This window comes from Enterobacter sp. 198 (genome assembly GCF_009025585.1).
Lineage (GTDB): Bacteria > Pseudomonadota > Gammaproteobacteria > Enterobacterales > Enterobacteriaceae > Enterobacter > Enterobacter ludwigii.
Window position 1 is genome coordinate 40164 of record NZ_WCIM01000011.1, and the last position, 26136, is coordinate 66299.

The 26136-nt window shown below is 56.0% G+C and carries 21 protein-coding genes and 1 pseudogene; 14 read left to right on the plus strand and 8 right to left on the minus strand.

Features of this window, described 5'->3' with window-relative positions; genetic code table 11:
- The first annotated feature begins 25 nt into the window (after positions 1–25).
- The gene (gene xylR / locus F8561_RS04675) at positions 26–1204 is read left to right on the plus strand and encodes a D-xylose utilization transcriptional activator XylR (protein WP_020882649.1); all 1179 of its coding nucleotides are present in this window, start codon (positions 26–28) and stop codon (positions 1202–1204) included.
- 47 nt (positions 1205–1251) lie between these two features.
- Here xylR and F8561_RS04680 read toward each other — a convergent pair whose 3' ends face one another.
- Entirely contained in the window at positions 1252–2076 is an 825-nt protein-coding gene (locus tag F8561_RS04680; RefSeq protein WP_020882650.1) for a protein bax, read from the minus strand.
- A 314-nt stretch (positions 2077–2390) separates the two neighbouring features.
- Here F8561_RS04680 and F8561_RS04685 point away from each other — a divergent pair, with 314 nt between their 5' ends.
- Positions 2391–4421 (plus strand): alpha-amylase, encoded by a 2031-nt coding sequence (locus F8561_RS04685; RefSeq protein ID WP_151887194.1) that lies wholly within the window; start codon positions 2391–2393, stop codon positions 4419–4421.
- A gap of 180 nt (positions 4422–4601) precedes the next feature.
- Positions 4602–5858, plus strand: a complete 1257-nt coding sequence (gene avtA / locus F8561_RS04690) for a valine--pyruvate transaminase (protein WP_020882652.1) — start codon at positions 4602–4604, stop codon at positions 5856–5858.
- A 4-nt stretch (positions 5859–5862) separates the two neighbouring features.
- Here the strand turns inward: avtA and F8561_RS04695 are convergent, their stop codons facing one another.
- The gene (locus F8561_RS04695; RefSeq protein ID WP_047742808.1) at positions 5863–6318 is read right to left on the minus strand and encodes a 4Fe-4S binding protein; all 456 of its coding nucleotides are present in this window, start codon (positions 6316–6318) and stop codon (positions 5863–5865) included.
- 3 nt (positions 6319–6321) lie between these two features.
- On the minus strand, positions 6322–7140 hold the full coding sequence (yiaJ, locus tag F8561_RS04700) for an IclR family transcriptional regulator YiaJ (RefSeq protein WP_020882654.1): 819 nt from the start codon (positions 7138–7140) through the stop codon (positions 6322–6324).
- A 224-nt stretch (positions 7141–7364) separates the two neighbouring features.
- Here yiaJ and yiaK point away from each other — a divergent pair, with 224 nt between their 5' ends.
- The 8 genes and pseudogenes from yiaK (at position 7365) to araD (ending at position 14867) form a co-directional block, all read left to right on the plus strand.
- A complete protein-coding gene (gene yiaK / locus F8561_RS04705) occupies positions 7365–8363 on the plus strand; it encodes a 3-dehydro-L-gulonate 2-dehydrogenase (protein ID WP_014168108.1) in 999 nt (332 codons plus the stop codon).
- Between the two features lie 10 nt (positions 8364–8373).
- Positions 8374–8841, plus strand: coding sequence for a YhcH/YjgK/YiaL family protein (locus F8561_RS04710; RefSeq protein WP_025206436.1), 468 nt, complete (start codon positions 8374–8376; stop codon positions 8839–8841).
- Between the two features lie 27 nt (positions 8842–8868).
- Positions 8869–9646 (plus strand): annotated as a pseudogene (locus tag F8561_RS04715) (DUF4862 family protein); the annotation flags it as partial.
- A gap of 145 nt (positions 9647–9791) precedes the next feature.
- A complete protein-coding gene (locus tag F8561_RS04720) occupies positions 9792–11111 on the plus strand; it encodes an MFS transporter (RefSeq protein ID WP_151887195.1) in 1320 nt (439 codons plus the stop codon).
- Between the two features lie 48 nt (positions 11112–11159).
- Entirely contained in the window at positions 11160–12665 is a 1506-nt protein-coding gene (locus tag F8561_RS04725; protein ID WP_047954892.1) for an FGGY-family carbohydrate kinase, read from the plus strand.
- A complete protein-coding gene (gene ulaD / locus F8561_RS04730) occupies positions 12662–13315 on the plus strand; it encodes a 3-keto-L-gulonate-6-phosphate decarboxylase UlaD (RefSeq protein WP_047954891.1) in 654 nt (217 codons plus the stop codon). The genes F8561_RS04725 and ulaD overlap by 4 nt, the downstream gene beginning before the upstream one ends.
- 2 nt (positions 13316–13317) lie before the next feature.
- Positions 13318–14178 (plus strand): L-ribulose-5-phosphate 3-epimerase, encoded by an 861-nt coding sequence (locus F8561_RS04735; protein ID WP_014168102.1) that lies wholly within the window; start codon positions 13318–13320, stop codon positions 14176–14178.
- A complete protein-coding gene (gene araD, locus F8561_RS04740; RefSeq protein ID WP_151887196.1) occupies positions 14172–14867 on the plus strand; it encodes an L-ribulose-5-phosphate 4-epimerase in 696 nt (231 codons plus the stop codon). Before F8561_RS04735 ends, araD begins: the two co-directional genes overlap by 7 nt.
- Here araD and F8561_RS04745 read toward each other — a convergent pair whose 3' ends face one another.
- On the minus strand, positions 14868–15686 hold the full coding sequence (locus F8561_RS04745; RefSeq protein ID WP_151887197.1) for a helix-turn-helix domain-containing protein: 819 nt from the start codon (positions 15684–15686) through the stop codon (positions 14868–14870).
- Between the two features lie 224 nt (positions 15687–15910).
- Between F8561_RS04745 and F8561_RS04750 the strand changes: the two genes are divergently transcribed.
- Positions 15911–17311 (plus strand): MFS transporter, encoded by a 1401-nt coding sequence (locus F8561_RS04750; RefSeq protein WP_151887198.1) that lies wholly within the window; start codon positions 15911–15913, stop codon positions 17309–17311.
- A 10-nt stretch (positions 17312–17321) separates the two neighbouring features.
- Positions 17322–19277: a glycoside hydrolase family 127 protein gene (locus tag F8561_RS04755; protein WP_151887199.1), complete on the plus strand. Its 1956-nt coding sequence runs from the start codon at positions 17322–17324 to the stop codon at positions 19275–19277.
- A 94-nt stretch (positions 19278–19371) separates the two neighbouring features.
- On the opposite strand, the gene F8561_RS04760 is transcribed toward F8561_RS04755, so the two are convergent.
- Complete coding sequence (locus F8561_RS04760; protein ID WP_014168097.1) at positions 19372–20112, minus strand: MipA/OmpV family protein; 741 nt, start codon at positions 20110–20112, stop codon at positions 19372–19374.
- A gap of 117 nt (positions 20113–20229) precedes the next feature.
- On the opposite strand from F8561_RS04760, the gene F8561_RS04765 reads away from it, so the two are divergent.
- Positions 20230–21195 carry a LysR family transcriptional regulator gene (locus tag F8561_RS04765; protein ID WP_071820419.1) on the plus strand — a complete coding sequence of 322 codons (966 nt, stop codon included), beginning with the start codon at positions 20230–20232 and terminating at the stop codon, positions 21193–21195.
- On the opposite strand, the gene F8561_RS04770 is transcribed toward F8561_RS04765, so the two are convergent.
- The 3 genes from F8561_RS04770 to selA all read right to left on the minus strand — a co-directional run bounded on the left by F8561_RS04770 (position 21192) and on the right by selA (position 26046).
- Positions 21192–22730: an aldehyde dehydrogenase family protein gene (locus F8561_RS04770; protein WP_020882663.1), complete on the minus strand. Its 1539-nt coding sequence runs from the start codon at positions 22728–22730 to the stop codon at positions 21192–21194. The two genes, F8561_RS04765 and F8561_RS04770, sit on opposite strands and share 4 nt — an antisense overlap.
- An 86-nt stretch (positions 22731–22816) precedes the next feature.
- Positions 22817–24664: a selenocysteine-specific translation elongation factor gene (selB, locus tag F8561_RS04775; RefSeq protein WP_151887200.1), complete on the minus strand. Its 1848-nt coding sequence runs from the start codon at positions 24662–24664 to the stop codon at positions 22817–22819.
- The gene (gene selA / locus F8561_RS04780) at positions 24661–26046 is read right to left on the minus strand and encodes an L-seryl-tRNA(Sec) selenium transferase (protein ID WP_032679337.1); all 1386 of its coding nucleotides are present in this window, start codon (positions 26044–26046) and stop codon (positions 24661–24663) included. Before selA ends, selB begins: the two co-directional genes overlap by 4 nt.
- Positions 26047–26136 lie beyond the last annotated feature (90 nt).

Consider the following 26136-nt stretch of genomic DNA (forward strand, 5'->3'; position numbering starts at 1 on the left):
TTGTGACTTATTTGGGAAGTTAGCCATGTTTGAAAAGCGTCACCGCATCACGTTGTTATTCAATGCCAACAAAGCCTACGACCGTCAGGTGGTGGAGGGCGTTGGTGAATATTTGCAGGCGTCGCAATCCGAGTGGGATATTTTTATCGAAGAAGATTTCCGAACCCGTCTCGAAAACATCAAAGAGTGGCTGGGCGATGGGGTCATCGCTGACTACGACGACCCCGTCATTGAGCAATTGCTGACTGACGTCGACGTTCCGATTGTTGGCGTCGGCGGGTCTTACCATGCGCCCGAACACTATCCGCCGGTCCACTATATCGCCACCGATAACCATGCGCTGGTTGAGACCGCCTTCCTGCATTTGAAAGAGAAAGGCGTCCATCGCTTCGCGTTTTATGGTTTACCGTCAACCAGCGGCAAGCGCTGGGCAGTTGAGCGCGAACATGCTTTCTGCCAGCTTGTCGCGCAGGAGAAGTACCGCGGCGTGGTTTATCAGGGGCTGGAGACCGCGCCGGAAAACTGGCAGCACGCGCAAAACCGACTGGCGGACTGGCTGCAAACCCTGCCGCCGCAAACCGGCATCATTGCCGTTACGGATGCTCGTGCCCGCCACGTTTTGCAGGTCTGCGAACATTTACACATTCCGGTGCCGGAAAAACTGTGCGTCATTGGCATCGATAACGAGGAGCTGACGCGTTACCTCTCTCGCGTGGCGCTCTCGTCCGTTGCACAGGGTACGCGTCAGATGGGCTATCAGGCGGCAAAGTTACTGCATCGTCTGCTGGATAAAGAAGCGTTGCCGCTTCAGCGCTTACTGGTTCCCCCTGTCCGCGTAGTCGAACGCCGTTCAACGGATTACCGCTCCTTAAGCGACCCGGCAGTTATTCAGGCCATGCACTACATTCGCAACAACGCCTGCAAAGGGATTAAGGTCGATCAGGTGCTGGACTCGGTGGGCATTTCCCGTTCGAATCTGGAGAAGCGGTTTAAAGAGGAAGTGGGCGAAACCATTCATGCCGTCATCCACGCCGAGAAACTGGAGAAAGCACGCAGCCTGCTGATCTCCACCTCATTGTCGATCAACGAAATCTCACAGATGTGCGGTTACCCGTCGCTGCAATATTTTTATTCGGTGTTCCGAAAGGAGTATGAAAGTACGCCAAAAGAGTACCGGGAGCGTCACAGCGAAGTGATGATGTAGAAAAAAGAGAAAAGAAAACGCCTTCCGATGGAAGGCGTTTTTTTGAATTACATATGTGCGGCGATTAAGCGCTGGTTATCCTGGTACATCGCGAACAGATAGTTGTTATAGCTCTGTCCCTTGGTCGAATAACCTTTCAGCTTGTGGATCATCGTGCTAGCCGTCACTTCCTGATCCGCTTTACGCAGCTGAGCGCGCGATTTACGGAACGATGAGTAGGCCGGATGCGTGTTCAGATTCACCACGTAGGCATTCACGGAATCTTTCACCGATTCAAACTGAGAATAACCTTTCACCTTACCTGGTGCATTGTTACAACGACCCTTGATACATTTCATACCAAACAGGTTGTTGTTGTTACGCGCCAGTTTCGAGGTACCCCAGCCACTTTCGGCTGCAGCCATGGTCGCAACCATGCTCCCCGGGATAATGTCGACACGCTCTAAGAGAGAGTTCCACGGCACACGGCGCGTGTTACCGTTCCAGCTCACCTTGTAGCGTTTGGTGATATCTTTCAGACGCGCGCGTTCTGATGGCGACCAACGGCTGTCGTACTGTTTAGCAATCAACCAGTTACGATCCGCAGTAATCGCGGCGTTTTGACTTGTGATGTAAGGCATTACCGTCCGGAGAAACGCTTTTTTCCTTGGTGTTCCGGAAGGGTATTTTCGCAAATCAGGAAGTGAACTACTCTTTGCACTATTGCGAGAATACTCTTGTTTACTGCTAACCTTACTACTTGTCGTCTTTATTACGTGGGCTTTCTTACTCGTTGTATCCGTGTGCGTCTTCGCAAGCACCTCACCCGAAAATGCCATGGTGAGTAACATGAGTATCGCGGCCCCATATCGTCGAATGGGAGTCGATATCATTAGGTCTCCTGGTCGGATATAAACATTCCAACACCTTATTTTTTTCACAAATTTGAGAGCGGAATCTCAAATCATAACAAAAATAGACTGCAAGAGCACGTATAGAAATAGTCCAATTCCGAAACTATGTCACCTGAAACCTGCTCACATAAGCATCAATTCTGAAAAATTGTGCGCGAACTCGCAGATAACTTCCTAATTTTGCGCGGGATCACTCATCCTCACGCGTCATCCTTGCAGAAAGCCCCGGGGGATGAGTTTTTACCCAACACCTGATGGCACACTGGTCAAAAATGCCGCGACAGGAAAATGGAATGAAACGCACCGCATTAGCTTTTCTGATGTTACCCGCACTGGCTCATGCTGACTGGTCATCACCGGGTTTCAACGCCTTTAGCGCCGAAGGCACCGGGATATTCACCAGCCAGGCAAAGCTTGCGAAGGGTACTCGCCCTCTTACGCTGAGTTTTGACAACACGTGCTGGCAGCCAACGGATGCGATAAAACTCAATGAGATGCTGTCGCTTAAAAAATGTGACGGCACGCCGCCGCAGTGGCGACTGTTCCGCGACGGCGAGTATCAGATGCGTGTCGATACCCGCTCCGGTACGCCCACAATGATGCTGACTATTCAAAGCGCAGCGGAACCGTCGGTTGCAAACGTTACCCGCCAGTGTCCGAAGTGGGACGGTAAGCCCCTGACGCTTGAAGTTGGCAACGATTTCCCGGAAGGATCGGTGGTCCGTGATTTCTACAGCAAACAGACTGCAACAGTGCAGAATGGAAAAATCACCCTGCAACCCGCCGCCAACAGCAACGGCCTGCTGCTGCTTGAACGCGCCGAAACCGACAAACCTGCGCCGTTTAGCTGGCAAAACGCCACCGTCTATTTCGTGCTGACTGACCGCTTTGTCAACGGCGATCCCTCTAACGATAACAGCTATGGACGCCACAAAGATGGCCTGGAGGAGATCGGCACCTTCCACGGTGGCGATCTCAAGGGGCTTACAACCCGGCTCGATTATTTACAGCAGCTGGGCGTGAATGCGCTCTGGATAAGCTCCCCGCTGGAGCAGATCCACGGCTGGGTTGGCGGTGGCACCAAAGGTGACTTCCCCCACTACGCCTATCATGGCTACTACACCCAGGACTGGACCACGCTTGATGCCAACATGGGCACCGAAGATGATTTACGCCACCTTGTCGATGAAGCGCATAAACGCGGTATCCGCATCCTGTTTGATATCGTCATGAACCACACGGGTTACGCGACGCTCGCAGACATGCAGGCGTTCCAGTTTGGGGCCCTTTATCTGCAGGGTGATGAACTGAAAAAAACGCTGGGCGAGCACTGGACGGACTGGAAGCCGGGAGCAGGCCAAAGCTGGCACAGCTTCAACGATTACATCAACTTCAGCGACAAAGCCGCCTGGGAAAAATGGTGGGGTAAAAAGTGGATCCGCACCGACATTGGCGATTATGACAATCCCGGCTTCGACGATTTAACCCTGTCGCTGGCGTTCCTGCCGGACCTGAAAACGGAGTCGACGACCCCTTCCGGTTTACCTAATTTCTATCAACATAAACCCGATACCCACGCGAAGGCCATTTCGGGCTACACCCCGCGTGATTACCTGACCCACTGGCTCAGCCAGTGGGTACGTGACTATGGCATTGACGGTTTCCGTGTGGATACGGCAAAACACGTGGAACTCGAGGCCTGGCAGCAGTTGAAAGATCAGGCAAGCCAGGCGCTGGCAGCCTGGAAAGGCGCGAACCCCGCCAAAAAACTCGACAATACCCCGTTCTGGATGACCGGCGAGTCATGGGGCCACGGCGTGATGCAAAGCGATTATTACCGCCACGGGTTTGACGCGATGATCAACTTTGATTATCAGGAGCAGGCAGCAAAAGCGGTCGGTTGTCTGGCGGACATCGACCTGACCTGGCAGCAGATGGCGGAAAAACTGCAAAGCTTCAATGTCCTGAGCTATCTCTCGTCACATGACACACGCCTTTTCCGTGAAGGCGGCCAGCGTGCCGCAGAGCTGCTCCTGCTCGCCCCGGGCAGCGTACAAATTTACTACGGAGATGAATCCGAGCGGCCATTCGGACCGACAGGGTCCGATCCATTACAGGGCACCCGCTCGGATATGAACTGGCAGGACGTGACGGGCAAGCAGGCATTAACCGTCGCCCACTGGCAGGTTCTGGGCCAGTTCCGCGCCCGTCATCCCGCAATAGGTGAAGGCAAACAAACCACGCTCTCGCTGAAAGAAGGCTACGGCTTCGTTCGCGAGCACAATGGCGATAAGGTCATGGTGGTGTGGGCGGGTAATCAATAACGACGCAAACCGGTTCCCTCTCCCCCTCCGGGAGAGGGATATTTCACCAGAACAATCCACTACCTAAATACCTTCCCACCACATAAAACAACAATCCAGACCGCATCTCTCGATTTGCACCAGCACGGTGCTAGCGTTATGGTTACCCACTTTCAAAATAAGCTCGACAGATCACCTGCTATGACGTTTTCACTTTTCGGCGACAAATTCACCCGCCATTCAGGCATTACTCGCCTGATGGAGGACCTCAACGACGGGCTGCGCACACCAGGCGCCATCATGCTCGGCGGCGGAAACCCGGCTCAAATCCCGGAGATGAACACCTATTTTCAGACGCTGCTGGCTCAGATGCTGGAAAGCGGGAAAGCAACCGATGCGCTTTGCAACTACGATGGCCCGCAGGGTAAAACCGAACTGCTGACACTGCTTGCTGAAATGCTGCGCAAAGAGCTGGGTTGGGATATCGAACCACAGAATATTGCACTGACAAACGGCAGTCAGAGCGCATTTTTCTACTTGTTTAATCTGTTCGCAGGCCGTCGCGCCGACGGCACTACCAAAAAAGTGCTGTTCCCGCTGGCGCCAGAGTACATCGGCTATGCCGATTCCGGCCTCGAAGAGGATCTGTTCGTCTCGGCGCGCCCGAATATTGAGCTGCTGCCAGAAGGCCAGTTCAAATATCATGTCGACTTTGAACATCTGCATATTGGTGAAGAGACGGGCATGATCTGCGTATCACGTCCAACCAACCCAACGGGCAACGTCATCACCGACGACGAACTGATGAAGCTGGATGCGCTGGCGAATCAGCACGACATCCCGCTGGTGATTGATAACGCTTATGGCGTGCCGTTCCCGGGGATCATCTTCAGCGAAGCACGTCCGCTGTGGAACCCTAACATCGTCCTGTGTATGAGCCTTTCCAAGCTGGGTCTGCCGGGCAGCCGTTGCGGGATTATCATCGCCAATGAAAAAATCATCACCGCCATTACCAACATGAACGGCATTATCAGCCTTTCCCCGGGGGGAATCGGCCCGGCGATGATGTGCGAAATGATCAAACGTAATGACCTGCTGCGCCTGTCAAACGAGGTTATCAAGCCGTTCTATTACCAGCGGGTACAGGAAACGATCGCCATTCTTCGCCGCTACTTACCGGAAGAACGCTGCCTGATCCACAAACCTGAAGGGGCAATTTTCCTGTGGCTGTGGTTTAAGGATCTGCCGATCACCACCGAGCTTCTCTACCAGCGCCTGAAAAAGCGCGGCGTGTTGATGGTGCCGGGTGATTACTTCTTCCCGGGTCTGGATAAGCCGTGGCCGCATACGCATCAGTGCATGCGCATGAACTACGTGCCCGATCCGGAGAAAATCGAAGCGGGCGTGAAAATTCTCGCCGAAGAGATTGAGTACGCCTGGCGCGAAGATAGCCAGTAACGCGTTACGCCAGATTATGCAGCCGTTCGGTGCGTAATCTGGCGGGGTCAACGCAGCGCAGCGCGTGGGTTGGACACGCCTCCACACAGGCGGGTCCAGCCTCGCGATCTGCGCACAAATCACATTTCACCGCCTGAACGCGGTTCCCCACTCGCTGAACCTGCATTGCCCCAAACGGGCACGCTACCACACAACTTTTACAGCCAATACAGCGCGCCGGCTCCACCCGCCAGGCACCCGCGGTGTGGCGAATCGCCTGTGTCGGACAAACAGTGGCACAAGGGGCATCTTCACACTGATGACAGCCCACAGCCGTAGTGAATGCACCGCCTTTGACCACCCGAATGCGGGGCGCAAACGCGCCTGCAGAAAGCATTCCCTGATGCGACACCACGCAGGCCACTTCGCAGGTACGGCAGCCAATGCATTTTTCCGTATCAGCCAGGATAAATCGGTTCATCTGTCACGCTCCGCGCACGTTAAAACCCAACTCTTTTGAGATAGCCTCTGCCGTTTCCCGCAGCGGTTTCAGCAGGTTTTTTTCACCAATTTGCTTCATGCGGGACGTCGAGAGCGAAATGGAGATCGCGTACGGCACGCGGCCATGAATATCAAACACCGGTACGGCAAGACAGGAGACGCCCAGCTCGTTCTCTTCTTTATCCATCGCCATGCTGTGCTCGCGGATTTCCGCCAGCTCGTCATACATCGCGCTCAGCTCGGTAATCGTGTTGCGGGTGAGCGGCTGGATCTGCTCCTGATGGCTCTGCCAGTAGCTCGCCACATAGTCCTGATGACCAAACGCCATGTAGATTTTGCCCATCGCCGAACAATAAAGCGGCATATGCTGACCGATGTAAGCGCGCGTGCGCAGCATACCGGTTGTGGGCTCCAGCTTATAAATCAGAATGGCGTGATCGTCCTCGCGGCTTGAGAAGTTCACCGTCTCACCGGTGGCGATATTCAGCGTCTCAAGGTGCGGGGCCGCCACGTGAATGATATTCAGCGACGACAGCGCCTTTTGCCCGACGGCGATAAATTTGGTGGTCAGGCGGTAGCTGCCCGCCGCAGGCGCCGGGGTAACGTACCCGCACGACTGTAACCCCTGCAGTAAGCGGTGCACGGTGCTTTTATTCAGCCCTGCCAGTTCCGATAAATGGGCCAACGGACACCCGTTCGGGTAGTTGCTGAGGATCTCAATCAGCATCAGGCCGCGAAACAAGCTCTGGCTACCTGCTGGCCTCTCTTTTTCTTGCGTCATTTCGCTCTCTTTCGTGCTCATCCAATGGCTCCTTTTTATCGCGTCCTGATGGTAGCGCAAAGTGTGGTTCAGTTCACGATCTCAACAGAAAAAACACAACCAGTTGATTTTAATCGATTTTGAAAATCATGAATGTCGTTGATCTGGCAAAATTTGATCGCTATATTTGAAATCAAATTTCGCATAGTGAAATTTAGCGATAAAAAAGCACTCGCACTTGCCCCGACAAAAACAGGAGAACAGGGATGAAAGTGACCTTTGAAGAGTTAAAAGCGGCGTTCAGGCGGGTCCTGGTCGATCGCGGCGTAAAAGCGGACACCGCCGACGCATGCGCGGAGATGTTTGCCCGCACCACGGAATCGGGCGTCTATTCACACGGGGTTAACCGCTTCCCTCGTTTCATTCAGCAGCTTGATGCCGGCGACATCATTCCTGATGCCCAGCCAACACGGGTGACCTCGCTGGGTGCCATCGAACAGTGGGATGCCCGACGTTCGATTGGCAACCTGACGGCGAAAAAGATGATGGATCGCGCCACCGAACTGGCCGCCGACCACGGTATCGGCCTTGTGGCACTGCGAAACGCCAACCACTGGATGCGCGGCGGCAGCTACGGCTGGCAGGCTGCAGAGAAGGGGTACATCGGGATCTGCTGGACTAACTCCATTGCCGTGATGCCAGCCTGGGGCTCGAAAGCGTGCTGCATCGGCACTAACCCTCTGATCGTGGCGATTCCGTCTACGCCGATCACAATGGTCGATATGTCGATGTCAATGTTCTCCTACGGCATGCTGGAAGTGAATCGCCTGGCCGGACGCACGTTGCCGGTGGATGGGGGGTTTGACGATGAAGGGCACCTCACCAGAGAACCTGGTGTGATCGAGAAAAACCGCCGCATTCTGCCGATGGGCTACTGGAAAGGATCGGGCTTATCCATCGTCCTCGACATGATCGCAACCCTGCTCTCCAACGGATCCTCCGTTGCGGAAGTGACCCAGGACAACAGCGACGAATATGGCGTGTCACAAATCTTTATCGCCATCGAGGTCGATCGTTTGATCGACGGACCCACCCGCGATGCCAAACTGCAGCGCATCATGGATTTTATCATCAACGCCGAGCGGGCTGATGACAACGTCGCGGTTCGACTGCCGGGTCATGAATTCACACGTCTGCTCGAAGAGAACCGCCGCAACGGCATCACCATTGACGACAGCGTGTGGGCGAAAATCCAGTCTCTGTAAGGAGTGGGTCATGATTTTAGGACATATTTCGCAGCCAAATCCGTGTCGCCTGCCGCGGGCGATAGAGAAAGCACTCGATTTTCTGCGCACCACGGATTTCACGGCGCTGGCACCTGGCGTGGTGGACATTGACGGACGTAACATTTTTGCTCAGGTGCTCGACCTCACCACCCGGACGTGGGATGAAAACCGTCCCGAAGTGCACCGTCGCTATCTGGACATTCAGTTTCTGGCATGGGGTGAAGAGAAAATCGGTGTCGCCATTGATACCGGCAATAACGAAATAAGCGAATCACTGCTGGAACAGCGGGATATTATTTTTTATCACGGCAGCGAAAATGAATCCTTTATAGAAATGACGCCCGGCACGTACGCCATATTTTTTCCGCAGGATGTTCACCGTCCTGCCTGCATTAAAAATAAGGCATCGGCAATTCGTAAAATTGTGGTGAAAGTAGCAATCAGCGAAATAGATTAATTTTCTGAATTCTATTGGGAATGCGAAATGACTAACACCGGTTTTATAATTGGTGCGTACCCCTGCGCACCCTCGTTTCACCAGCAAGGGGAACAAGAAGAGCGGGACTTCTGGCGAGCGCTTTCCGACACGCCAGATATTCGCGGGCTGGAGCAACCGTGTCTTGAGGATCTCCATCCGTTGGGTGACGTATGGCTGTTCCGCCATGCGCCGCCGCGGCACAAATGGCGCGTTTGGCCTGGCCTCTGCCGATGAAGAACAGCGCAAAGCCTGCGTTGACTATTACCGCCATCTGCTGCGAAAGATTGATGCCATCAATACTCGCTTTCCAGGCAAAATTATCGCCCTGGAGATGCAGGCCGCGCCGCAGGCGGGAAACCCGTCTGTTGAACAAGCTACCGCTGCGTTTTCCCGTTCTGTACGTGAAATCACCTCATGGGACTGGTCATGCGACCTGGTGCTTGAACACTGCGATGCCATGACCGGCCCCGCGCCACGCAAGGGGTTTTTGCCCTTAGCGCAGGTGCTTGAGGTGGTGAAAGAAACGGATATCAGCGTATGCATTAACTGGGCGCGGTCGGCTATAGAAGGACGCAATACCACGCTGCCGCCTGAACATGTTAAAGCGGCACTTGAGGCCGGGAAGCTGGGCGCACTGATGTTCTCCGGAACCTCCACTCGCGGGGCCTACGGCGAATGGCAGGATCTGCATGCGCCATTTTCCCCGTTCTGCGCCGACAGTTTAATGACCACCGAACAGGTAAAAGCACTTTTTACTGCGGCGAGCGCCGCAACATTGAAATTCTCCGGTATTAAATTACTGGAAATAAATGCTAATGCTAACGTCAGTCATCGCATCGCTATTTTGCGCGACGGCATTAGTGAAATGAAAAAAGCAACGCAATAACAATAAAAATCTTATTCCGGTTACATTCACTGAGATATTAAATATGAATATTTCTACTCATGCTCTACAAGCGGATATTCCGCGTCAGCGCTGGTTAAGAATCATTCCGCCTATTCTTATCGCCTGTATTATTTCATATATGGACCGCGTGAATATCGCATTTGCGATGCCAGGCGGTATGGATGAAGAGTTAGGTATCTCTGCCACCATGGCAGGCCTGGCGGGTGGGATCTTCTTTATCGGTTATCTGTTCCTGCAGGTGCCCGGCGGCAAGATTGCCGTGCATGGCAGCGGTAAGAAGTTTATTGGCTGGTCACTGGTTGCCTGGGCGGTGATTTCGGTCCTGACCGGCGTTGTGACCAACCAGTATCAACTGTTGGCACTGCGCTTCTTACTCGGTGTGGCAGAAGGCGGGATGCTGCCTGTGGTGCTCACGATGATCAGTAACTGGTTCCCGGATGCCGAACGCGGCCGCGCCAATGCGATTGTCATCATGTTTGTTCCCATTGCGGGGATCATCACCGCGCCCCTGTCGGGCTGGATTATCACCGCACTCGACTGGCGCTGGCTGTTCATCATTGAAGGGCTGATGTCCATTGTGGTGCTGGTGCTCTGGGTATTCACCGTCTACGACCACCCGCAGGAGGCTCGCTGGATCTCCGAGGCCGAGAAAAATTATCTGATACAAATGCTGGCCGCAGAACAGCAGGCTATTGCCGGAAAAGCGGTGAAAAATGCCTCGCTGAGTGCGGTTCTGTCCGACAAAACCATGTGGCAGCTGATTGCCCTGAACTTCTTCTACCAGACCGGGATTTACGGTTACACCCTCTGGCTGCCGACCATTCTCAAAGAGCTGACGCATACCAGCATCGGCCAGGTGGGAATGCTCGCCATCCTGCCTTATGTCGGCGCCATTGCGGGCATGTTCCTGTTCTCCTCACTGTCTGACCGTACCGGCAAGCGCAAGCTGTTCGTCTCCCTGCCGCTGATTGGCTTCGCGCTCTGCATGTTCCTCTCCGTGGCGTTGAAAGAGAACATCTGGCTGGCCTATGCCGCGCTGGTGGGCTGTGGCTTCTTCCTGCAGTCCGCTGCGGGTGTGTTCTGGACGATTCCGGCGCGCCTGTTCAGCGCAGAGATGGCCGGTGGCGCTCGCGGCGTGATTAACGCCCTGGGTAACCTCGGTGGGTTCTGCGGCCCTTACGCGGTGGGCGTGCTGATTACCCTCTACAGCAAAGATGCCGGGGTGTACTGCCTCGCGGTTTCGCTGGCGCTGGCCTCGCTGCTCGCCCTGATGCTACCGGCGAAATGCGATGCCGGAGCGGAACCCAACCCCGGCGTGAACCCGCATAAGCACGCAGCCTGATCCCCCCGCCCTCTCCTGAAGAGAGGGCGTAAGACAAGAGAGTCAACGATGAGTGAAAAAGAGCCCTTCTGGCTGGGTATCGATTGTGGCGGAACGTATCTGAAAGCCGGTCTGTACACCAGCCAGGGCCAGGAAGTCTGTATTGAGCGCCGCGCGGTTGCCACACTCAGCCCACACGCAGGCCACGCTGAGCGGGATATGCACCAACTCTGGCAGCAGTGCCACACCACCGTCGCCCTGCTGCTTAAGAAGGCCGGCATCGGCGGCGCACAAATCAAAGGCGTCGGGATATCGGCTCAGGGTAAAGGACTGTTTTTACTGGACAAGCATGACCAGCCCCTCGGCAACGCCATGCTCTCCTCTGACCGCCGGGCGCTGGAGATTGTACAGCGCTGGCAGCAGGACGGTATTCCTGAAAAGCTTTATCCGCATACGCGCCAGACGCTATGGACGGGGCATCCCGCCTCCCTCCTGCGCTGGGTGAAAGAGAATGAACCGCACCGTTATCAGCAGATTGGCTGTGTGATGATGGCGCACGACTACCTGCGCTGGTGCCTCACCGGCGTTAAAGGGTGTGAAGAGAGCAACATCTCTGAATCCAATCTCTACAACATGAACACCGGGCAGTACGATCCGCAGCTCACACGCTGGCTCGGCATCGATGAAATTGACGGCGCACTGCCGCCGATCGTCGGTTCAGCAGAAATGTGCGGGGAAATCACCGCTCAGGCCGCCGCCCTGACCGGTCTCGCAGCGGGTACACCCGTTGTAGGGGGGCTGTTTGATGTGGTTTCCACCGCGATCTGCGCCGGGTTACATGACGACAGCACGCTCAACGCCGTGATGGGCACCTGGGCTGTCACCAGCGGGATCGCCAACGGTATAGGCCATAACGAGCCGTATCCCTATGTGTATGGGCGCTACGTTCATCCGCAGCACTACATCGTTCACGAAGCCAGCCCCACCTCGTCCGGTAACCTCGAATGGCTGACCACACAGTGGGGCGACATGTCATTCGATGCGATCAACCAGGCCGTGGCCAGCCTGCCGAAAGCCGGAAGCGATCTGCTCTTCCTGCCGTTCCTCTATGGCAGCAACGCCGGGCTGGAGATGACCTGCGGGTTTTACGGCATGCAGGCCCTGCACACCCGCGCACATCTGTTGCAGGCGGTCTATGAAGGTGTGGTCTTCAGCCACATGACCCATCTTAACCGCATGCTAGCGCGCTTCACGCACGTGCAGGCATTGCGCGTAACCGGCGGCCCTGCCCATTCAGATGTGTGGATGCAAATGCTCGCGGACGTCAGCGGTCTGGCAATAGAACTGCCCCAGGTCGAAGAGACCGGCTGTTCCGGCGCGGCGCTGGCCGCGCTGGTGGGTACCGGCGTTTATCCCGATTTCCGCACCGCGCAGCAGGCTGTCAGACATCACATTCGCGTCATCACACCCGACAAGCATGCCCATGCGGCCTACCAGCGCAAGTATCAGCGCTACCAGCTACTGATTTCAGCACTACAGGGCTATCACGCCCATGTTAAGGAGCACGACCTATGAGCCGACCATTACTGCAGCTGGCGCTCGACCATACCTCACTTCAGGCCGCACAGCGCGACGTCGAGCGGCTTGCGGATCACGTCGATATCATCGAAGCAGGCACCATTTTGTGTCTCACCGAAGGGGTTAATGCCGTACGCGCACTGCGCCAGCAGTGTCCGAAAAAAACGATCGTGGCTGACTGGAAAGTGGCCGATGCCGGAGAAACGCTGGCTGAACAGGCGTTTGGCGCAGGCGCGAACTGGATGACCATCATCTGCGCCGCGCCGCTGGCAACCGTCGAGAAGGGTCACGAGGTGGCTCTGCGCTGCGGCGGGGAAATTCAGATGGAGCTGTTTGGTCACTGGACGCTGGATGATGCGCGAGAATGGCACCGTATCGGGGTCACACAGGCCATTTATCACCGTGGGCGCGACGCACAGGCCAGCGGCCAGCAGTGGGGCGAGGCGGATCTCGCCAGCATGAAAGCCCTCTCGGATATCGGCCTGCAGCTCTCGATCACCGGCGGCATTACCCCCGCCGACCTGCCGCTGTTTAAGCAGATCAATGTGAAAGCGTTTATTGCCGGACGGGCACTGACAGGCGCTGCCAACCCACCGAAGGTGGCCCATGCATTCCATTCACACATCCGCGACATCTGGGGGGAGTAACCATGCGTCAGCATCCGTTAGGTATCTACGAAAAAGCGCTGCCGAAAGCGCTCACCTGGCCAGAGCGCCTGGTGCTGGCAAAAAGCTGCGGATTTGATTTTGTCGAGATGTCGATCGATGAAACTGATGAGCGTTTGTCCCGCCTTGAATGGAACACCGCGCAGCGCGCCTCTCTGGTTGAGGCGATGCTGGAAACCGGGGTCGCGATCCCGTCGATGTGTCTGTCAGCCCACCGCCGTTTCCCGTTTGGTAGCCGGGACGAGACCGTCCGCGAGCGCGCCCGCGCCATCATGACCAAAGCCATCCGTCTGGCGCGCGATCTCGGTATTCGCACCATCCAGCTTGCCGGGTATGACGTCTATTACGAAGAACATGACGAAGGTACCCGGCAACGCTTTGCCGAAGGGCTGGCATGGGCCGTGGAGCAGGCCGCCGCCGCGCAGGTCATGCTGGCAGTGGAGATCATGGATACCGCGTTTATGAACTCCATCAGCAAATGGAAAAAGTGGGACGAAATGCTTGCTTCGCCATGGTTCAGCGTTTATCCGGACGTCGGCAACCTGAGCGCGTGGGGTAACGATGTGGCCGCCGAGCTGACGCTGGGCATCGATCGCATCGCCGCCATCCACCTGAAAGATACCCAGCCCGTGACTGAACAAAGCCCCGGACAGTTTCGTGACGTACCGTTCGGTGAGGGGTGCGTCGATTTCGTGGGCATATTTAACACGCTGAATCAGCTCAATTATCGCGGCGCATTTCTGATTGAAATGTGGACTGAAAAAGCCAAAGAGCCGGTACTGGAAATCATCCAGGCACGCCGCTGGATTGAAGCCCGGATGCAGGAAGGAGGGATGACATGTTAGAACAACTCAAAGCCGAGGTCCTGGCGGCAAACCTGGCGCTGCCCGCCCACCAGCTGGTGACTTTCACCTGGGGCAACGTCAGTGAGGTGGATCGTGAACGCGGCCTGCTGGTGATTAAACCCTCCGGCGTGGAGTATGACGTGATGTCCGCAGAGGATATGGTGGTGGTGGACATTGCCACGGGCCAGGTGGTCGAGGGGGTTAAAAAACCCTCTTCCGACACACCAACCCACCTGGCGCTGTATCGCCGTTACCCTGAAATTGGCGGCATTGTGCATACCCATTCCCGCCACGCCACTGTCTGGGCGCAGGCAGGGCAGGATTTACCGGCATGGGGTACCACGCACGCTGACTATTTTTATGGTGCGATCCCCTGCACGCGGTTGATGACCCCGGCTGAAATTGCGGGTGAATACGAATACCAGACCGGCGAAGTCATCATCAAAACCTTTGAGGAGCGCGACGTAAACCCGATGCAGATCCCGGCGGTGCTGGTGCATTCTCACGGCCCGTTCACCTGGGGAAAAAATGCGGCCGATGCGGTACATAACGCTGTGGTGCTGGAAGAGTGCGCCTTTATGGGGCTGTTTTCACGCCAGCTTGCGCCACAGCTACCGACGATGCAGCAGGAACTGCTCGATAAACATTACCTGCGCAAGCATGGAGCAAATGCCTACTACGGGCAGTGATCACCCGGAATTAATATGCTCCTTACAGTACCGCCGTTTCCAGACGGCGGGCGTTAAGCCGGTATGCTTTGAAAATATCTGCCGGAAATACCCGACATCATTAAAACCGCAGCGGGTTGCCACTTCGGTCAGGGACGCGGAGTCGTTCAGCAACAGCTTTTCTGCCGCCCTGACGCGCTGGCGATGGATCGCCTCCGTCAGGGTTAAGTGAAAGGTCCGGCGAAATACGCGTCCCAGATAATCGGCATTGCAGTGCAAGGCTTTTGCCAGTTGCGATGTGGAAAGCGGCAGATGAAACTGCGTGCGAATAAGCTGTTTTGCCTTCCATGCCATGGCCGCGCCGGCTTCATCGGCTCTGTCTTCATAACCTGAAGAGATCGACACTTGCTGTAAAATCAGCAGCAAAATCATTTCCAGCGCCACGCTTCGCTGTAATTTTTCCTGCTCACTCAGGAATTGCCGGAATAGCGCAATCACATATTGAGCATCGCGCACGCAGCAATGTTGTTCAATGGCCACCGGAAAAGCATGTGGCAAAGGCGACGATTGTGCTTCGACCTCAAAATGCAGCCAGTAGAACCGCAGGTCCGCCGGGAAATCTTCTGTCCCCACGTGTCGACGCGCCGGCCAGAGCAGTAAGCTCTCTCCCGCTTTCACTTCAAAGAGCGTGTTTTCTTCCTGGATCGTTAATGTCCCTTTTTTGACGAAGATAATCTCCCACGAGGTTAATTTGCGCGCCGGATGCCGGCCCACGCCCCGGGAAATAAAGAGCCCACCATTTTGCACTTTGATCGGAAGCGCTATGGATAATTCAAGCATGGATATTCACCATTCCGCTCTGATTGCCATTAATATTCATCTTATGCTTTGATTATTAATGAATATCTTCCTGCCTTCCCGATCGAAATCACAAATTTATCATCAGGTCGGAATCGTCACCTTTTTATACTTTTCCCTTCCCTTGTTGGCCTGAGCGTTCGGTGCAGAATGAATGGGGTACCTTGCATAAATACGATAAAAATCGATTACCGAGGAGTTACCTCATGACTTCCACACCGATTACAGAATCACAGGTCGTACAAGGGGCAATGGATGACCGCCTGTCAGTCCGCGAAAAAATTGGCTACGGCCTGGGTGACGCGGGTGGCACGGTCATTACCTGCCTGATCATGAATTTTCTTACCTTCTTCTACACCGACGTTTTTGGTCTGACGCCTGCGCTCGTTGGCACGCTGTTTATTGCCCTGCGCGTGTTTGATGCCATTTCCGATCCGGTGATGGGGGTGATTGCCGACCGAACACAAAGCCGTTGGGGGCGTTTTCGCCCGTGGCAGCTGTGGGTGGCGCTTCCTGTCGGGGTTATCGGTGTACTGACCTTCACCGTGCCTGACGCCAGCATGGGGGTGAAAATCGCCTGGGCGTTTGGTACCTATCTGCTGTTGTCAGTGGGCTATACCGCCATCAACGTGCCCTACTGCGCGCTGATCAACACCATGACCACCCGCCACAGCGAGGTCATCTCCTGCCAGTCATGGCGCTTTGTGCTGTGCGGTGTGGCGGGCTTTTTGGTCTCTGTTGGCCTGCCGTGGCTGGTCGCAGCGCTGGGCGAGGGCAACGCCGCGCGAGGCTATCAGCTCGGCGTTGGGGTGTTGTGCGCCATCGCCGTGGTGATGTTCCTCTGCTGCTTCTTCTGGGTGCGTGAGCGCGTCCCGCTGGCGCTGATGGGCAAATTCACCTTACGCGAGCATCTGGCCGGCCTGCGCAACAACGATCAGCTCCTGCTGATGCTGGTGATGTCATTCCTGCTGATCAACGTCTTCAACATTCGTGGCGGCGGCTACATGTACTTCATCACCTACGTGCTCCAGGGCAGTACCGCTTATACCTCGCTGTTCTTCACGATGGTGACCTTTGCCGCCATTCTCGGCGCGGTGATCGTGAATCCCCTTTCTCGCCGGATTGATACCGTCAAACTCTATTACTACACCAACCTCGTGCTGGCCGCGCTCGCGGCGGGAATGTGGTTTCTGCCAGGCGGTCCGGCTCATCAGACGCTCTGGCTGATCGTTATTCTGAGTAACGGCGTCATTCTCGGTTTTACCCTGCCCCTGCACTTCTCGCTGATGGCATTTGCAGATGACTATGGTGAGTGGAAAAACGGGGTACGTTCATCTGGCATGAACTTCGCTTTTAATCTGTTTTTCATCAAGCTCGCCTGGGCGTCCAGCGCCGGGATCATCAGCCTGGTGTTTATCGCCGTCGCCTACCAGCCGGGCGCGGGCAACCAGACGCCAGCCTCGTTGCAGGGAATTACTGCGATGGAGACACTGCTCCCCGCCCTTTTCCACCTGCTGCTGGCGGTCTCAATCCGCTGGTGCAGACTCAACAATCCCATGATGTCGCGCATTGCCAGCGATCTGCGCCAGCGTCACGTATCGTCCTGAGGAGAATGACATGTCCATAATGGAAGCCGACCTGCACACACTGAACATCAACGACCCGTTTCTCGGCCAGTATCAGCGGCTGGTGCGTGATGTGGTGATCCCCTACCAGTGGGATGCGCTAAACGATCGCGTTACCGAAGCCGAACCGAGTCACGCCATCACCAACTTCCGCATTGCGGCTGGGCTGGAACAGGGGGAGTTCTATGGAATGGTGTTTCAGGACAGCGACGTGGCGAAATGGCTGGAAGCCGTCGCGTGGTCGTTGTGCCAGAAGCCCGACCCGGAAAGTGAAAAAACCGCCGATGAGGTAATTGAGCTGATTGCGGCGGCACAGTGTGACGATGGCTATCTCAACACCTACTTTACGGTGAAAGCACCCGGCGAGCGCTGGACGAACCTTGCCGAATGCCACGAACTGTACTGTGCAGGACATATGATTGAAGCCGGCGTGGCCTATTTTCAGGGGACCGGAAAACGCCGTCTGCTGGAGGTGGTATGCAAACTGGCGGACCATATCGACCGGGTCTTTGGCCCCGGCGAGGAGCAGCTTCACGGTTATCCGGGCCATCCGGAAATTGAGCTGGCGCTTATGCGGCTTTACGACGTCACTCAGGAACCACGTTACCTGGCCCTTGTGAAATATTTTATCGACACGCGCGGCACGCAGCCTCATTTCTACGATATCGAATATGAGAAACGGGGCCGGACATCGTACTGGAACACGTACGGCCCGGCGTGGATGGTCAAGGACAAAGCCTATAGCCAGGCGCATCAACCGCTTGCCGAACAACACACCGCCATCGGACACGCGGTTCGATTTGTCTATCTGATGGCGGGCATGGCGCATCTTGCTCGCCTGAGTCATGACGAGGGTAAACGCCAGGACTGCCTGCGGCTGTGGAATAACATGGCCCAGCGACAGCTCTATATTACCGGCGGGATCGGCTCGCAAAGCAGTGGCGAAGCCTTCAGCAGCGATTACGATTTGCCTAACGATACGGTATATGCCGAAAGCTGCGCCTCCATTGGCCTGATGATGTTTGCCCGCCGGATGCTGGAGATGGAAGCGGACAGCCAGTACGCCGACGTGATGGAGCGTGCCTTATACAACACGGTACTGGGCGGCATGGCGCTGGACGGTAAACATTTCTTCTATGTGAACCCGCTGGAGGTACACCCTAAAACGCTGGCATTTAATCATGTCTACGACCACGTTAAGCCGGTTCGCCAGCGCTGGTTCGGCTGCGCCTGTTGCCCGCCCAATATCGCCCGCGTGCTCACTTCGCTGGGCCACTATCTCTATACCGTTCGTCAGGACGCGCTCTTTATCAACCTCTATGTGGGGAACGACGTCGCCATACCGGTAGATGAGGGTACCTTACAGCTACGGATTAGCGGTGATTATCCATGGCAGGAAGAGGTCAACATCGAGATCACCTCACCTGTTCCGGTGACCCACACGCTGGCACTACGTTTACCAGACTGGTGCACAAGCCCGGCCGTGTCACTGAACGGCGAAAGGGTCACGGGTGATGTCTCCCGGGGGTATCTGTACCTCACCCGCCGCTGGCAGGAGGGAGATACCCTTACGCTGACCTTACCCATGCCGGTCCGCCGCGTGTACGGTAACCCGCTGGTACGCCAGCAGGCCGGCAAAGTCGCGCTGCAGCGTGGCCCGCTGGTCTACTGCCTGGAAGAGGCCGACAATGGCGCGAACCTGCATAACCTCTCCCTGCCTGAGCAGAGCGAATTTCGGGTCTTTGAAGGAAAAGGGATCTTTGCGCACAAGATACTGATTCAGGCGGAGGGCATCGCGCGTCACGCTGATGAGAAAGGCACGCAGGCACTGTGGCAGTACGATCGCGCCCCGGTGCAGCGCCAGCCCCGGACGTTGACCTTTATTCCGTGGTTCAGCTGGGCAAACCGGGGAGAAGGGGAAATGCGGATTTGGGTGGATGAGGCCTGAAGACATCTGTCCTGTCAGCCTCACCCCAACCCTTTCCCACAGGCGCGGGAGATAAAAACCGAGGCCGGGTAGGCAATCGCCACCCGGCTTTAGATCAGAAACGCCAGGACATGCCGGTCATCAGCGCGAAACTGTCTTCGCGGTCGATCATCGGACTGTTCTTCACGTCGTCAGGTAACACGGTATAGACCGCGCTGGCGTTGATAAACAGATTCTGGGTTAACTGATATTTAGCCGCGAGACCCACATACGGCGTCCAGCTATCACCTGCGGTGTATTCATTGAGGCCTGAGCGGCGAGACTCATTGCCGGATACGCCGTAGTAGTAATCGTTATAGCTTTCGTCGCTGTAGAAAATACCTACCGATGGCGTCAGCGTCAGACGTTCCATCCGAACCGGACGGAAGTATGAGATTTCACCGATCACGCCGCCGCTCTCATCCATCGCATCACCCGAGACCGCCACTTTCAGCGAGCCCCAGTGTTCATGGCGGTAGTACGCCCCGCCGAGAAACGCTGATGCTTTACGCTCATCGAGGTGTTTCATCTGAGCGTCGTCGTTATCTTCAGGATCAAATCGCAGTGGCATCCACGATGCGGTCATGCTGAATTCATTTTTTTCGTCTTTCCACAGGATCCATCCGCCGGTGGTCTGGCGAATATAAAACCGGTCGCCTTCATAGCTAATTAACGGTACCGCCGTGGTATTTTCGTTATATCCTTTATAAGGCGACTCATTAAATACAGCCCCCGCCCCAAGTGAAAAGTCACCAGCCATTGCAGATGATGTTGCAAATAACGTGGCTGCGATGAGTAAATTGTATTTAATAGTCATTACATGTAATCCATTTAGACGCCAAACAAGCGAGGCGAATAATAATGGTTACAAATTTGCCAATGCAACGCTGCAGTTTATATAATATTATATATAAAAACATATAGATGGGTGCGCATGATGAATAAGTTCCAGCTAAAGCCACGCGAGTTAAAAATTATTTCCGTCATCGCAGCCACCCACAGTATTGGCGATGCCGCCGCCCTGCTGGGCATGGCACAGGCTAACGTCAGTAAATACCTTTCTGATTTTGAAACGCGTGTCGGTCTTAAGGTATTTGAGCGCACGACCCGTCAGCTGGCGCTAACCCAGTTTGGCGAAGCGTTACTCCCCTACATTGACGCCACGCTGGATAAAAATAGCCAGCTCATTAATTTCATTGCTGATTATAAGCATGAGAAGCGCGGAAAAGTGACCATTTACGCCCCAACGGGTATCGTGATGTATCTGGCGCGACACGTGATCCATCAGATTGAGGACATCGGTGATATCCGCATCTCGTTAAAAACGTACAACCTGGATCGTAATGAATATTCCGAAGGGGTCTCGTTCCCCGATGATTGCGATATTCTCATTACCTATGCTCAGCCGAAAGATGAAAGTCTGGTCGCCAGTGTGTTAACGAAATATTCCGTCACGGCATTTGCCACAGAAGAATATTTGAAAAACCACCCCTTAACCGGACCTGAAGATTTAATGAATCACTCCTGTATTTTAATAGACTCGATGCTGGTGGATGAGGCGAACATCTGGCGTTTTCGCGTCCACGGTAGTGAGACCGTATATGATTACAGAGTGACCGGAAATTATATTTGCGACAATACGCAGACGGCGCTGGAACTGGCACGAAATAATCTCGGTATTGTTTTTGCGCCGAAAGAAAGCCTGAAAAAAGAGCTTAAGAGTGGTTCTCTGGTTCCCTGCTTCCCCCATCAGGAAGAGTGGTGGCTCGACCTGACGGCGATATTCCGCAAACGTGAATACCAGCCCTGGCGCGTGCAGTACATTCTGGACGGCGTACTGAACTGCCTGCGTCAGCAAATTGCTCAGGCTGCCCAGGGGCAGCCTGAGCTGGATGGTTAGAACAGCCCCAGTGGTTTATCGGAATAACTCACCAGCAGGCATTTCGTCTGCTGATAATGCTCCAGCATCATCTTGTGGGTTTCACGCCCGATGCCCGACTGCTTATAGCCCCCAAAGGCCGCGTGCGCCGGATAAGCGTGGTAGCAGTTGGTCCACACGCGCCCGGCCTGAATGCCCCGCCCCATTTTGTAAGCCAGATTACCGTTGCGGCTCCAGACGCCAGCCCCGAGGCCATACGGCGTATCGTTAGCAATCTCCAGCGCCTCTTCCATCGTTTTGAAGGTGGTGACGGCCAGCACCGGTCCGAAAATTTCCTCCTGGAAGACGCGCATGTTGTTTTTGCCGAACAGGATCGTCGGCTCCAGGTAATACCCGTCCTGCAGATCGCCGCCCAGCATTTTACGCCGACCGCCGGTCAGGACATCCGCCCCTTCTTTCTTGCCGATATCAATGTAGTTGAGGATAGTGTCCATCTGCCCGTGCGAGACCTGCGCGCCCATCTGGGTCACGTTATCAAGCGGGTTACCGCTGCGGATAGACTCGACGCGGCGAATGGCTCGCTCCATAAAGCGCTCATAGATAGACTCCTGCACCAGCGCGCGGCTTGGGCAGGTACAGACTTCACCCTGGTTAAAAGCAAACAGCGCAAAGCCTTCCAGGGCTTTATCGAAGAAGGCATCCTCTTCCTCCATGACGTCGGCGAAGAAAATGTTCGGCGATTTACCGCCCAGCTCCAGGGTCACTGGAATGATGTTCTGGGTCGCGTACTGCATGATCTGCTGACCCACTTCCGTCGACCCGGTAAACGCGACTTTGGCGATCCGTTTTGATGTCGCCAGATATTCCCCTATCTCACCCCCCGCCCCGTTCACCACGTTAATCACGCCTGGCGGGAGAAGGTCGCCAATGACTTCCATCAGCAGCAGGACTGACAGCGGGGTCAGGCGGGCCGGTTTGAGCACAATGCAGTTACCCGCCGCCAGGGCGGGCGCCATTTTCCAGCTCGCCATCAGCAACGGGAAGTTCCACGGAATGATCTGCCCCACCACCCCCAGCGGTTCGTGGAAGTGGTACGCCACGGTGTCGCTGTCTACCTCGCTAATTCCGCCCTCCTGAGCGCGAATACAGGAGGCAAAATAGCGGAAGTGGTCAATGGCCAGCGGCACGTCTGCCGCCATCGTTTCACGGATTGGCTTGCCGTTATCCCAGGTTTCCGCCGTTGCCAGCAGCTCCAGATTCTGTTCCATCCGGTCAGCGATTTTGAACAATATCGCCGCTCTGTCCTGAACAGAGGTATGCCCCCATTTGTCTTTGGCTTTGTGCGCGGCGTCCAGCGCCAGATCGATATCCCCCTTGCCGGAGCTGGCTATCTCACACAGCGGCTGGCCGGTAACGGGCGTCAGATTGGAATAGTATTCGCCGCCGACGGGTGCAACCCAGTCGCCGCCGATAAAGTTTTCATAACGGGGCTTCAGCTTGAGGGGAAAACCATACTCGCCAGGCTGGATACGCGATGAGGGAGGATTGTTTGTCATGACCGTCTCCTTGCTGTTGGTGTACAACAAGGGTAGTTCCGGCTGGCGATTTTCTCGCCAGCCGGTAACGGTGTTTACGACGGGGGTCACGGAGTTTCAGGAAATAATAACGAATCCCGCAATAAATGATCGTTGCCACGACGACGGGTAAAGCCGATGCGGTTGAAATATTCCAGGATCTGAATCGCCAGCTTGCGCCCGACGTTCAGCCGATCGCGGAAATCTGCTGCACAAGTCGTGCCTCGCGCCTGATCCAGCTCGCGGATCAGGTTTGCAAACGCCACAATGCGATCGTTACGGTAATAACGATCTTTCACGATCGCGACGATTAACCCCTGCTGCGCCGCATGGCGCAATACCTGACGCATCACCTGTTCGTCAGTATTCGTTTCACGTGCGAGATCGCGAACCCACCACGGCTTGTCGCCAAACAGCGGGGCCACTTTCTGCCATATCGCCTCTTGCCCGGCGTTGAACCCGGCTTTGTGATCCGGCAGATGCAGCCAGCCGTGGTGGCTTTTTATCAGCCCACTTTCGCGCATGTTTTCAATCAGCAGCAGCACCAGCGCATCGTTTTCCATCGGCAACGCCATGCGTCGCAGGCGTTCACGTCCCGGGCCGGGTTCATCCTGATGCTGTTCATGGTAAGTGGCGAGCGTGGTCAGTACCTTGCGCTGCCAGCATGCTGCGACCGGGGCATTCAGTAAATTGTTACCCGCCTGAATAAAACCGGGCTCCTGGGTCAGCAGGCGTAATCCTTCCGCGCTGAGCTGACGAGCCCATGCGAAATCGCTCAGGTTGACGGCACCGCGCTCAAGATGAACAAGCAACGCGGCTTTATCATCCGCGGCCTGCGCCAGCGCTCCCAGCCATTGCAGATACTCCGGCTTGCGCTTGCCGCGACGCGGCGGGTTGAGCGCTACTACCCGCGCCCCGGCCAGCGTCTCCCGGGCCGAAATGTCACGCAGTACCAGACGGTCATTATCCGCGAGCCACAGTGGCGAATCGAAAACCAGTTCGGCAAGGTCGTTTTCCAGCAGTGACACGCGCCCGGTGATATGGCTGGCCGCGTGGTGGATATGCAGCGGCTGCCATTGGGTCAGCGGCACATGCGTCTGCAGGGCGACGATCGCCCGCTCAGAAGGCTCTGGCGGTACACCGGCCAACAGCCAGTCGCCACGGTTAAGCTTCTCTTTTTCCGCATCGCCCGCAATATTGAGCGCGATCCGCTGCCCGGCATGGGCATGCTCTACGGGCTGGTTCTGCGCATGCAAACCGCGCACACGCATCGGGGCGTTGGCGCCCGTGAGCCATAAGGTATCGCCCACGTTCACTTCACCGCTCAGCGCGGTACCGGTGACCACCAGCCCCGCGCCTTTAACGGTAAAAGCCCGGTCGATCGCCAGACGGAAACGATGATGGCTGGCATGCTCGCGTGAAGTAAGCTGCTGCAAATGGTGGCGAAGTTCGTCAATACCGCGCCCTTCTGTCGCCACGGTAACGAACAATGGCGCATCGGCAAATCCATACTCCCGCAAGGTCGCCTGCACGGTTTCACGCACCGCGTTGAGTCGCGCCTCATCGACGCGGTCAGCTTTGGTCAGCGCAACGGTCAGCTGCGGGTTGCCCGTCAGCTGTAAAATTGCCAGATGTTCACGCGTTTGCGCCATCACGCCGTCATCACAGGCCACCACCAGCAGAGCATGATCGATGCCACCGACGCCCGCCAGCATGTTAGAAAGAAACTTCTCGTGTCCCGGTACATCAATAAAACCCAGCACCCGGCCATCAGGCTGAGGCCAGTAGGCATAGCCCAGATCGATGGTCATGCCGCGTTTTTTCTCTTCCGGCAGACGATCGGCATTCACCCCGGTCAGGGCCTGTAATAAGGTGGTTTTTCCGTGGTCTACGTGACCGGCGGTGGCAATAATCATTTCAACAGCATCTCCAGAAATCGCGCTTCATCTTCAAGACAGCGTAGATCCAGCCACATTCGGCCATCGTAAATGCGCCCGATAACCGGTGCTGGCAAGGCACGCCAGCGCGCCGACAAAGCGTCAAGCTGGCTGCCGCGCCCGTCACGGGGTGTAAACGTGAGCGCCGCGCTGGGCAGCCTGTCCACCGGCAGTGAACCGCTGCCGATCTGCGACTGACAAGCTTCAAGGCGCACGTCAAAATCGGGGTAGTGCGGCGCAATGTGTGGCAAGAGAAGCTCACCCTGGGCGCGAATTGAGGCGGCATCACGGGCCAGCAGGCGCAGCGTGGGCAGACGTTCAGCCAGTTTTTCCGGGTGGAGATAAAGGCGCAGCGTCGCTTCCAGCGCGGCAAGCGTCATTTTATCGGCTCGCAGTGCACGCTTGAGCGGGTGCTGCTGCAGCTTCGCAATAAGCGCACGTTTACCCACGATAATCCCCGCCTGCGGGCCGCCAAGCAGTTTGTCGCCGGAGAAACTCACAAGACTGACGCCCGCCGCAATCATCTCCTGCGGCATGGGCTCTTTTGGCAGACCGTACTGGCTCAGATCGACCAGCGAACCGCTACCGAGGTCGGCCACCACCGGCACACCCAACTCACGGCCCAGCTCCGCCAGCTCCGCCTCTTCAACGGTTTTGGTGAATCCGGCTATCTGGTAATTACTGGTGTGGACCTTCATCAGCAGCCCGGTATTTTCATTCACTGCCGCGCGATAATCTTTTGCATGCGTGCGGTTGGTGGTGCCCACTTCATGCAGGGTACAGCCCGCCTGGCGCATAACATCCGGAATGCGAAACGCACCGCCAATCTCGACCAGCTCGCCACGGGAAACCACCACCTCTTTACCGCTGGCGGTCGCTGCCAGCATTAACAGTACCGCCGCCGCGTTGTTATTCACGATGCAGGCATCTTCCGCGCCGGTCAGCTCGCAGAGCAGGTCTGCCAGCGCCCGATCGCGATGTCCGCGCCCTGCGCCGTCCAGATCGTACTCAAGCGTCACGGGGGAACGCATGGCCTGCACAACTGCAGCGACGGCCTCTTCTGCCTGTTGAGCGCGACCAAGGTTGGTGTGCAGCACGGTTCCCGTCAGGTTGATGACCGGGCGTAACGCGCTTTGTGCTTTCTCCTCGAGCCTCAGTTCCACTTCCTGCCCCCACGCCGCACACCAGTCCGGCAATGCATTTTCTGTCTGAATATGGCTGCGGGCTTCGTCCTGAAGCAGACGTAATATTTCAACCGTCGCGGTATGGCCGAACCGCGCAACGGCAGCATGCACGCGCGGCTCGCGAAGAAGACGGTCGGTTGCAGGGATCTGGCTGTACAGGGAGTGATGAGTGGTCATGAAAGCGCCTGGCGAGTAAATATCATCCCCCCTCCCGACGGGAGAGGGAGTCAACATAAGAAGGGATTGTACCGCCTCCTGCTGCGAAGT

Excerpts from the sequence above, each read along its gene's own strand:
- xylR (WP_020882649.1), top strand. The coding sequence starts at position 26 with ATGTTTGAAAAGCGTCACCGCATCACGTTGTTATTCAATGCCAACAAA.
- F8561_RS04680 (WP_020882650.1), bottom strand. The coding sequence starts at position 2,076 with ATGATATCGACTCCCATTCGACGATATGGGGCCGCGATACTCATGTTA.
- F8561_RS04685 (WP_151887194.1), top strand. The coding sequence starts at position 2,391 with ATGAAACGCACCGCATTAGCTTTTCTGATGTTACCCGCACTGGCTCAT.
- avtA (WP_020882652.1), top strand. The coding sequence starts at position 4,602 with ATGACGTTTTCACTTTTCGGCGACAAATTCACCCGCCATTCAGGCATT.
- F8561_RS04695 (WP_047742808.1), bottom strand. The coding sequence starts at position 6,318 with ATGAACCGATTTATCCTGGCTGATACGGAAAAATGCATTGGCTGCCGT.
- yiaJ (WP_020882654.1), bottom strand. The coding sequence starts at position 7,140 with ATGAGCACGAAAGAGAGCGAAATGACGCAAGAAAAAGAGAGGCCAGCA.
- yiaK (WP_014168108.1), top strand. The coding sequence starts at position 7,365 with ATGAAAGTGACCTTTGAAGAGTTAAAAGCGGCGTTCAGGCGGGTCCTG.
- F8561_RS04710 (WP_025206436.1), top strand. The coding sequence starts at position 8,374 with ATGATTTTAGGACATATTTCGCAGCCAAATCCGTGTCGCCTGCCGCGG.
- F8561_RS04720 (WP_151887195.1), top strand. The coding sequence starts at position 9,792 with ATGAATATTTCTACTCATGCTCTACAAGCGGATATTCCGCGTCAGCGC.
- F8561_RS04725 (WP_047954892.1), top strand. The coding sequence starts at position 11,160 with ATGAGTGAAAAAGAGCCCTTCTGGCTGGGTATCGATTGTGGCGGAACG.
- ulaD (WP_047954891.1), top strand. The coding sequence starts at position 12,662 with ATGAGCCGACCATTACTGCAGCTGGCGCTCGACCATACCTCACTTCAG.
- F8561_RS04735 (WP_014168102.1), top strand. The coding sequence starts at position 13,318 with ATGCGTCAGCATCCGTTAGGTATCTACGAAAAAGCGCTGCCGAAAGCG.
- araD (WP_151887196.1), top strand. The coding sequence starts at position 14,172 with ATGTTAGAACAACTCAAAGCCGAGGTCCTGGCGGCAAACCTGGCGCTG.
- F8561_RS04745 (WP_151887197.1), bottom strand. The coding sequence starts at position 15,686 with ATGCTTGAATTATCCATAGCGCTTCCGATCAAAGTGCAAAATGGTGGG.
- F8561_RS04750 (WP_151887198.1), top strand. The coding sequence starts at position 15,911 with ATGACTTCCACACCGATTACAGAATCACAGGTCGTACAAGGGGCAATG.
- F8561_RS04755 (WP_151887199.1), top strand. The coding sequence starts at position 17,322 with ATGTCCATAATGGAAGCCGACCTGCACACACTGAACATCAACGACCCG.
- F8561_RS04760 (WP_014168097.1), bottom strand. The coding sequence starts at position 20,112 with ATGACTATTAAATACAATTTACTCATCGCAGCCACGTTATTTGCAACA.
- F8561_RS04765 (WP_071820419.1), top strand. The coding sequence starts at position 20,230 with ATGATGAATAAGTTCCAGCTAAAGCCACGCGAGTTAAAAATTATTTCC.
- F8561_RS04770 (WP_020882663.1), bottom strand. The coding sequence starts at position 22,730 with ATGACAAACAATCCTCCCTCATCGCGTATCCAGCCTGGCGAGTATGGT.
- selB (WP_151887200.1), bottom strand. The coding sequence starts at position 24,664 with ATGATTATTGCCACCGCCGGTCACGTAGACCACGGAAAAACCACCTTA.
- selA (WP_032679337.1), bottom strand. The coding sequence starts at position 26,046 with ATGACCACTCATCACTCCCTGTACAGCCAGATCCCTGCAACCGACCGT.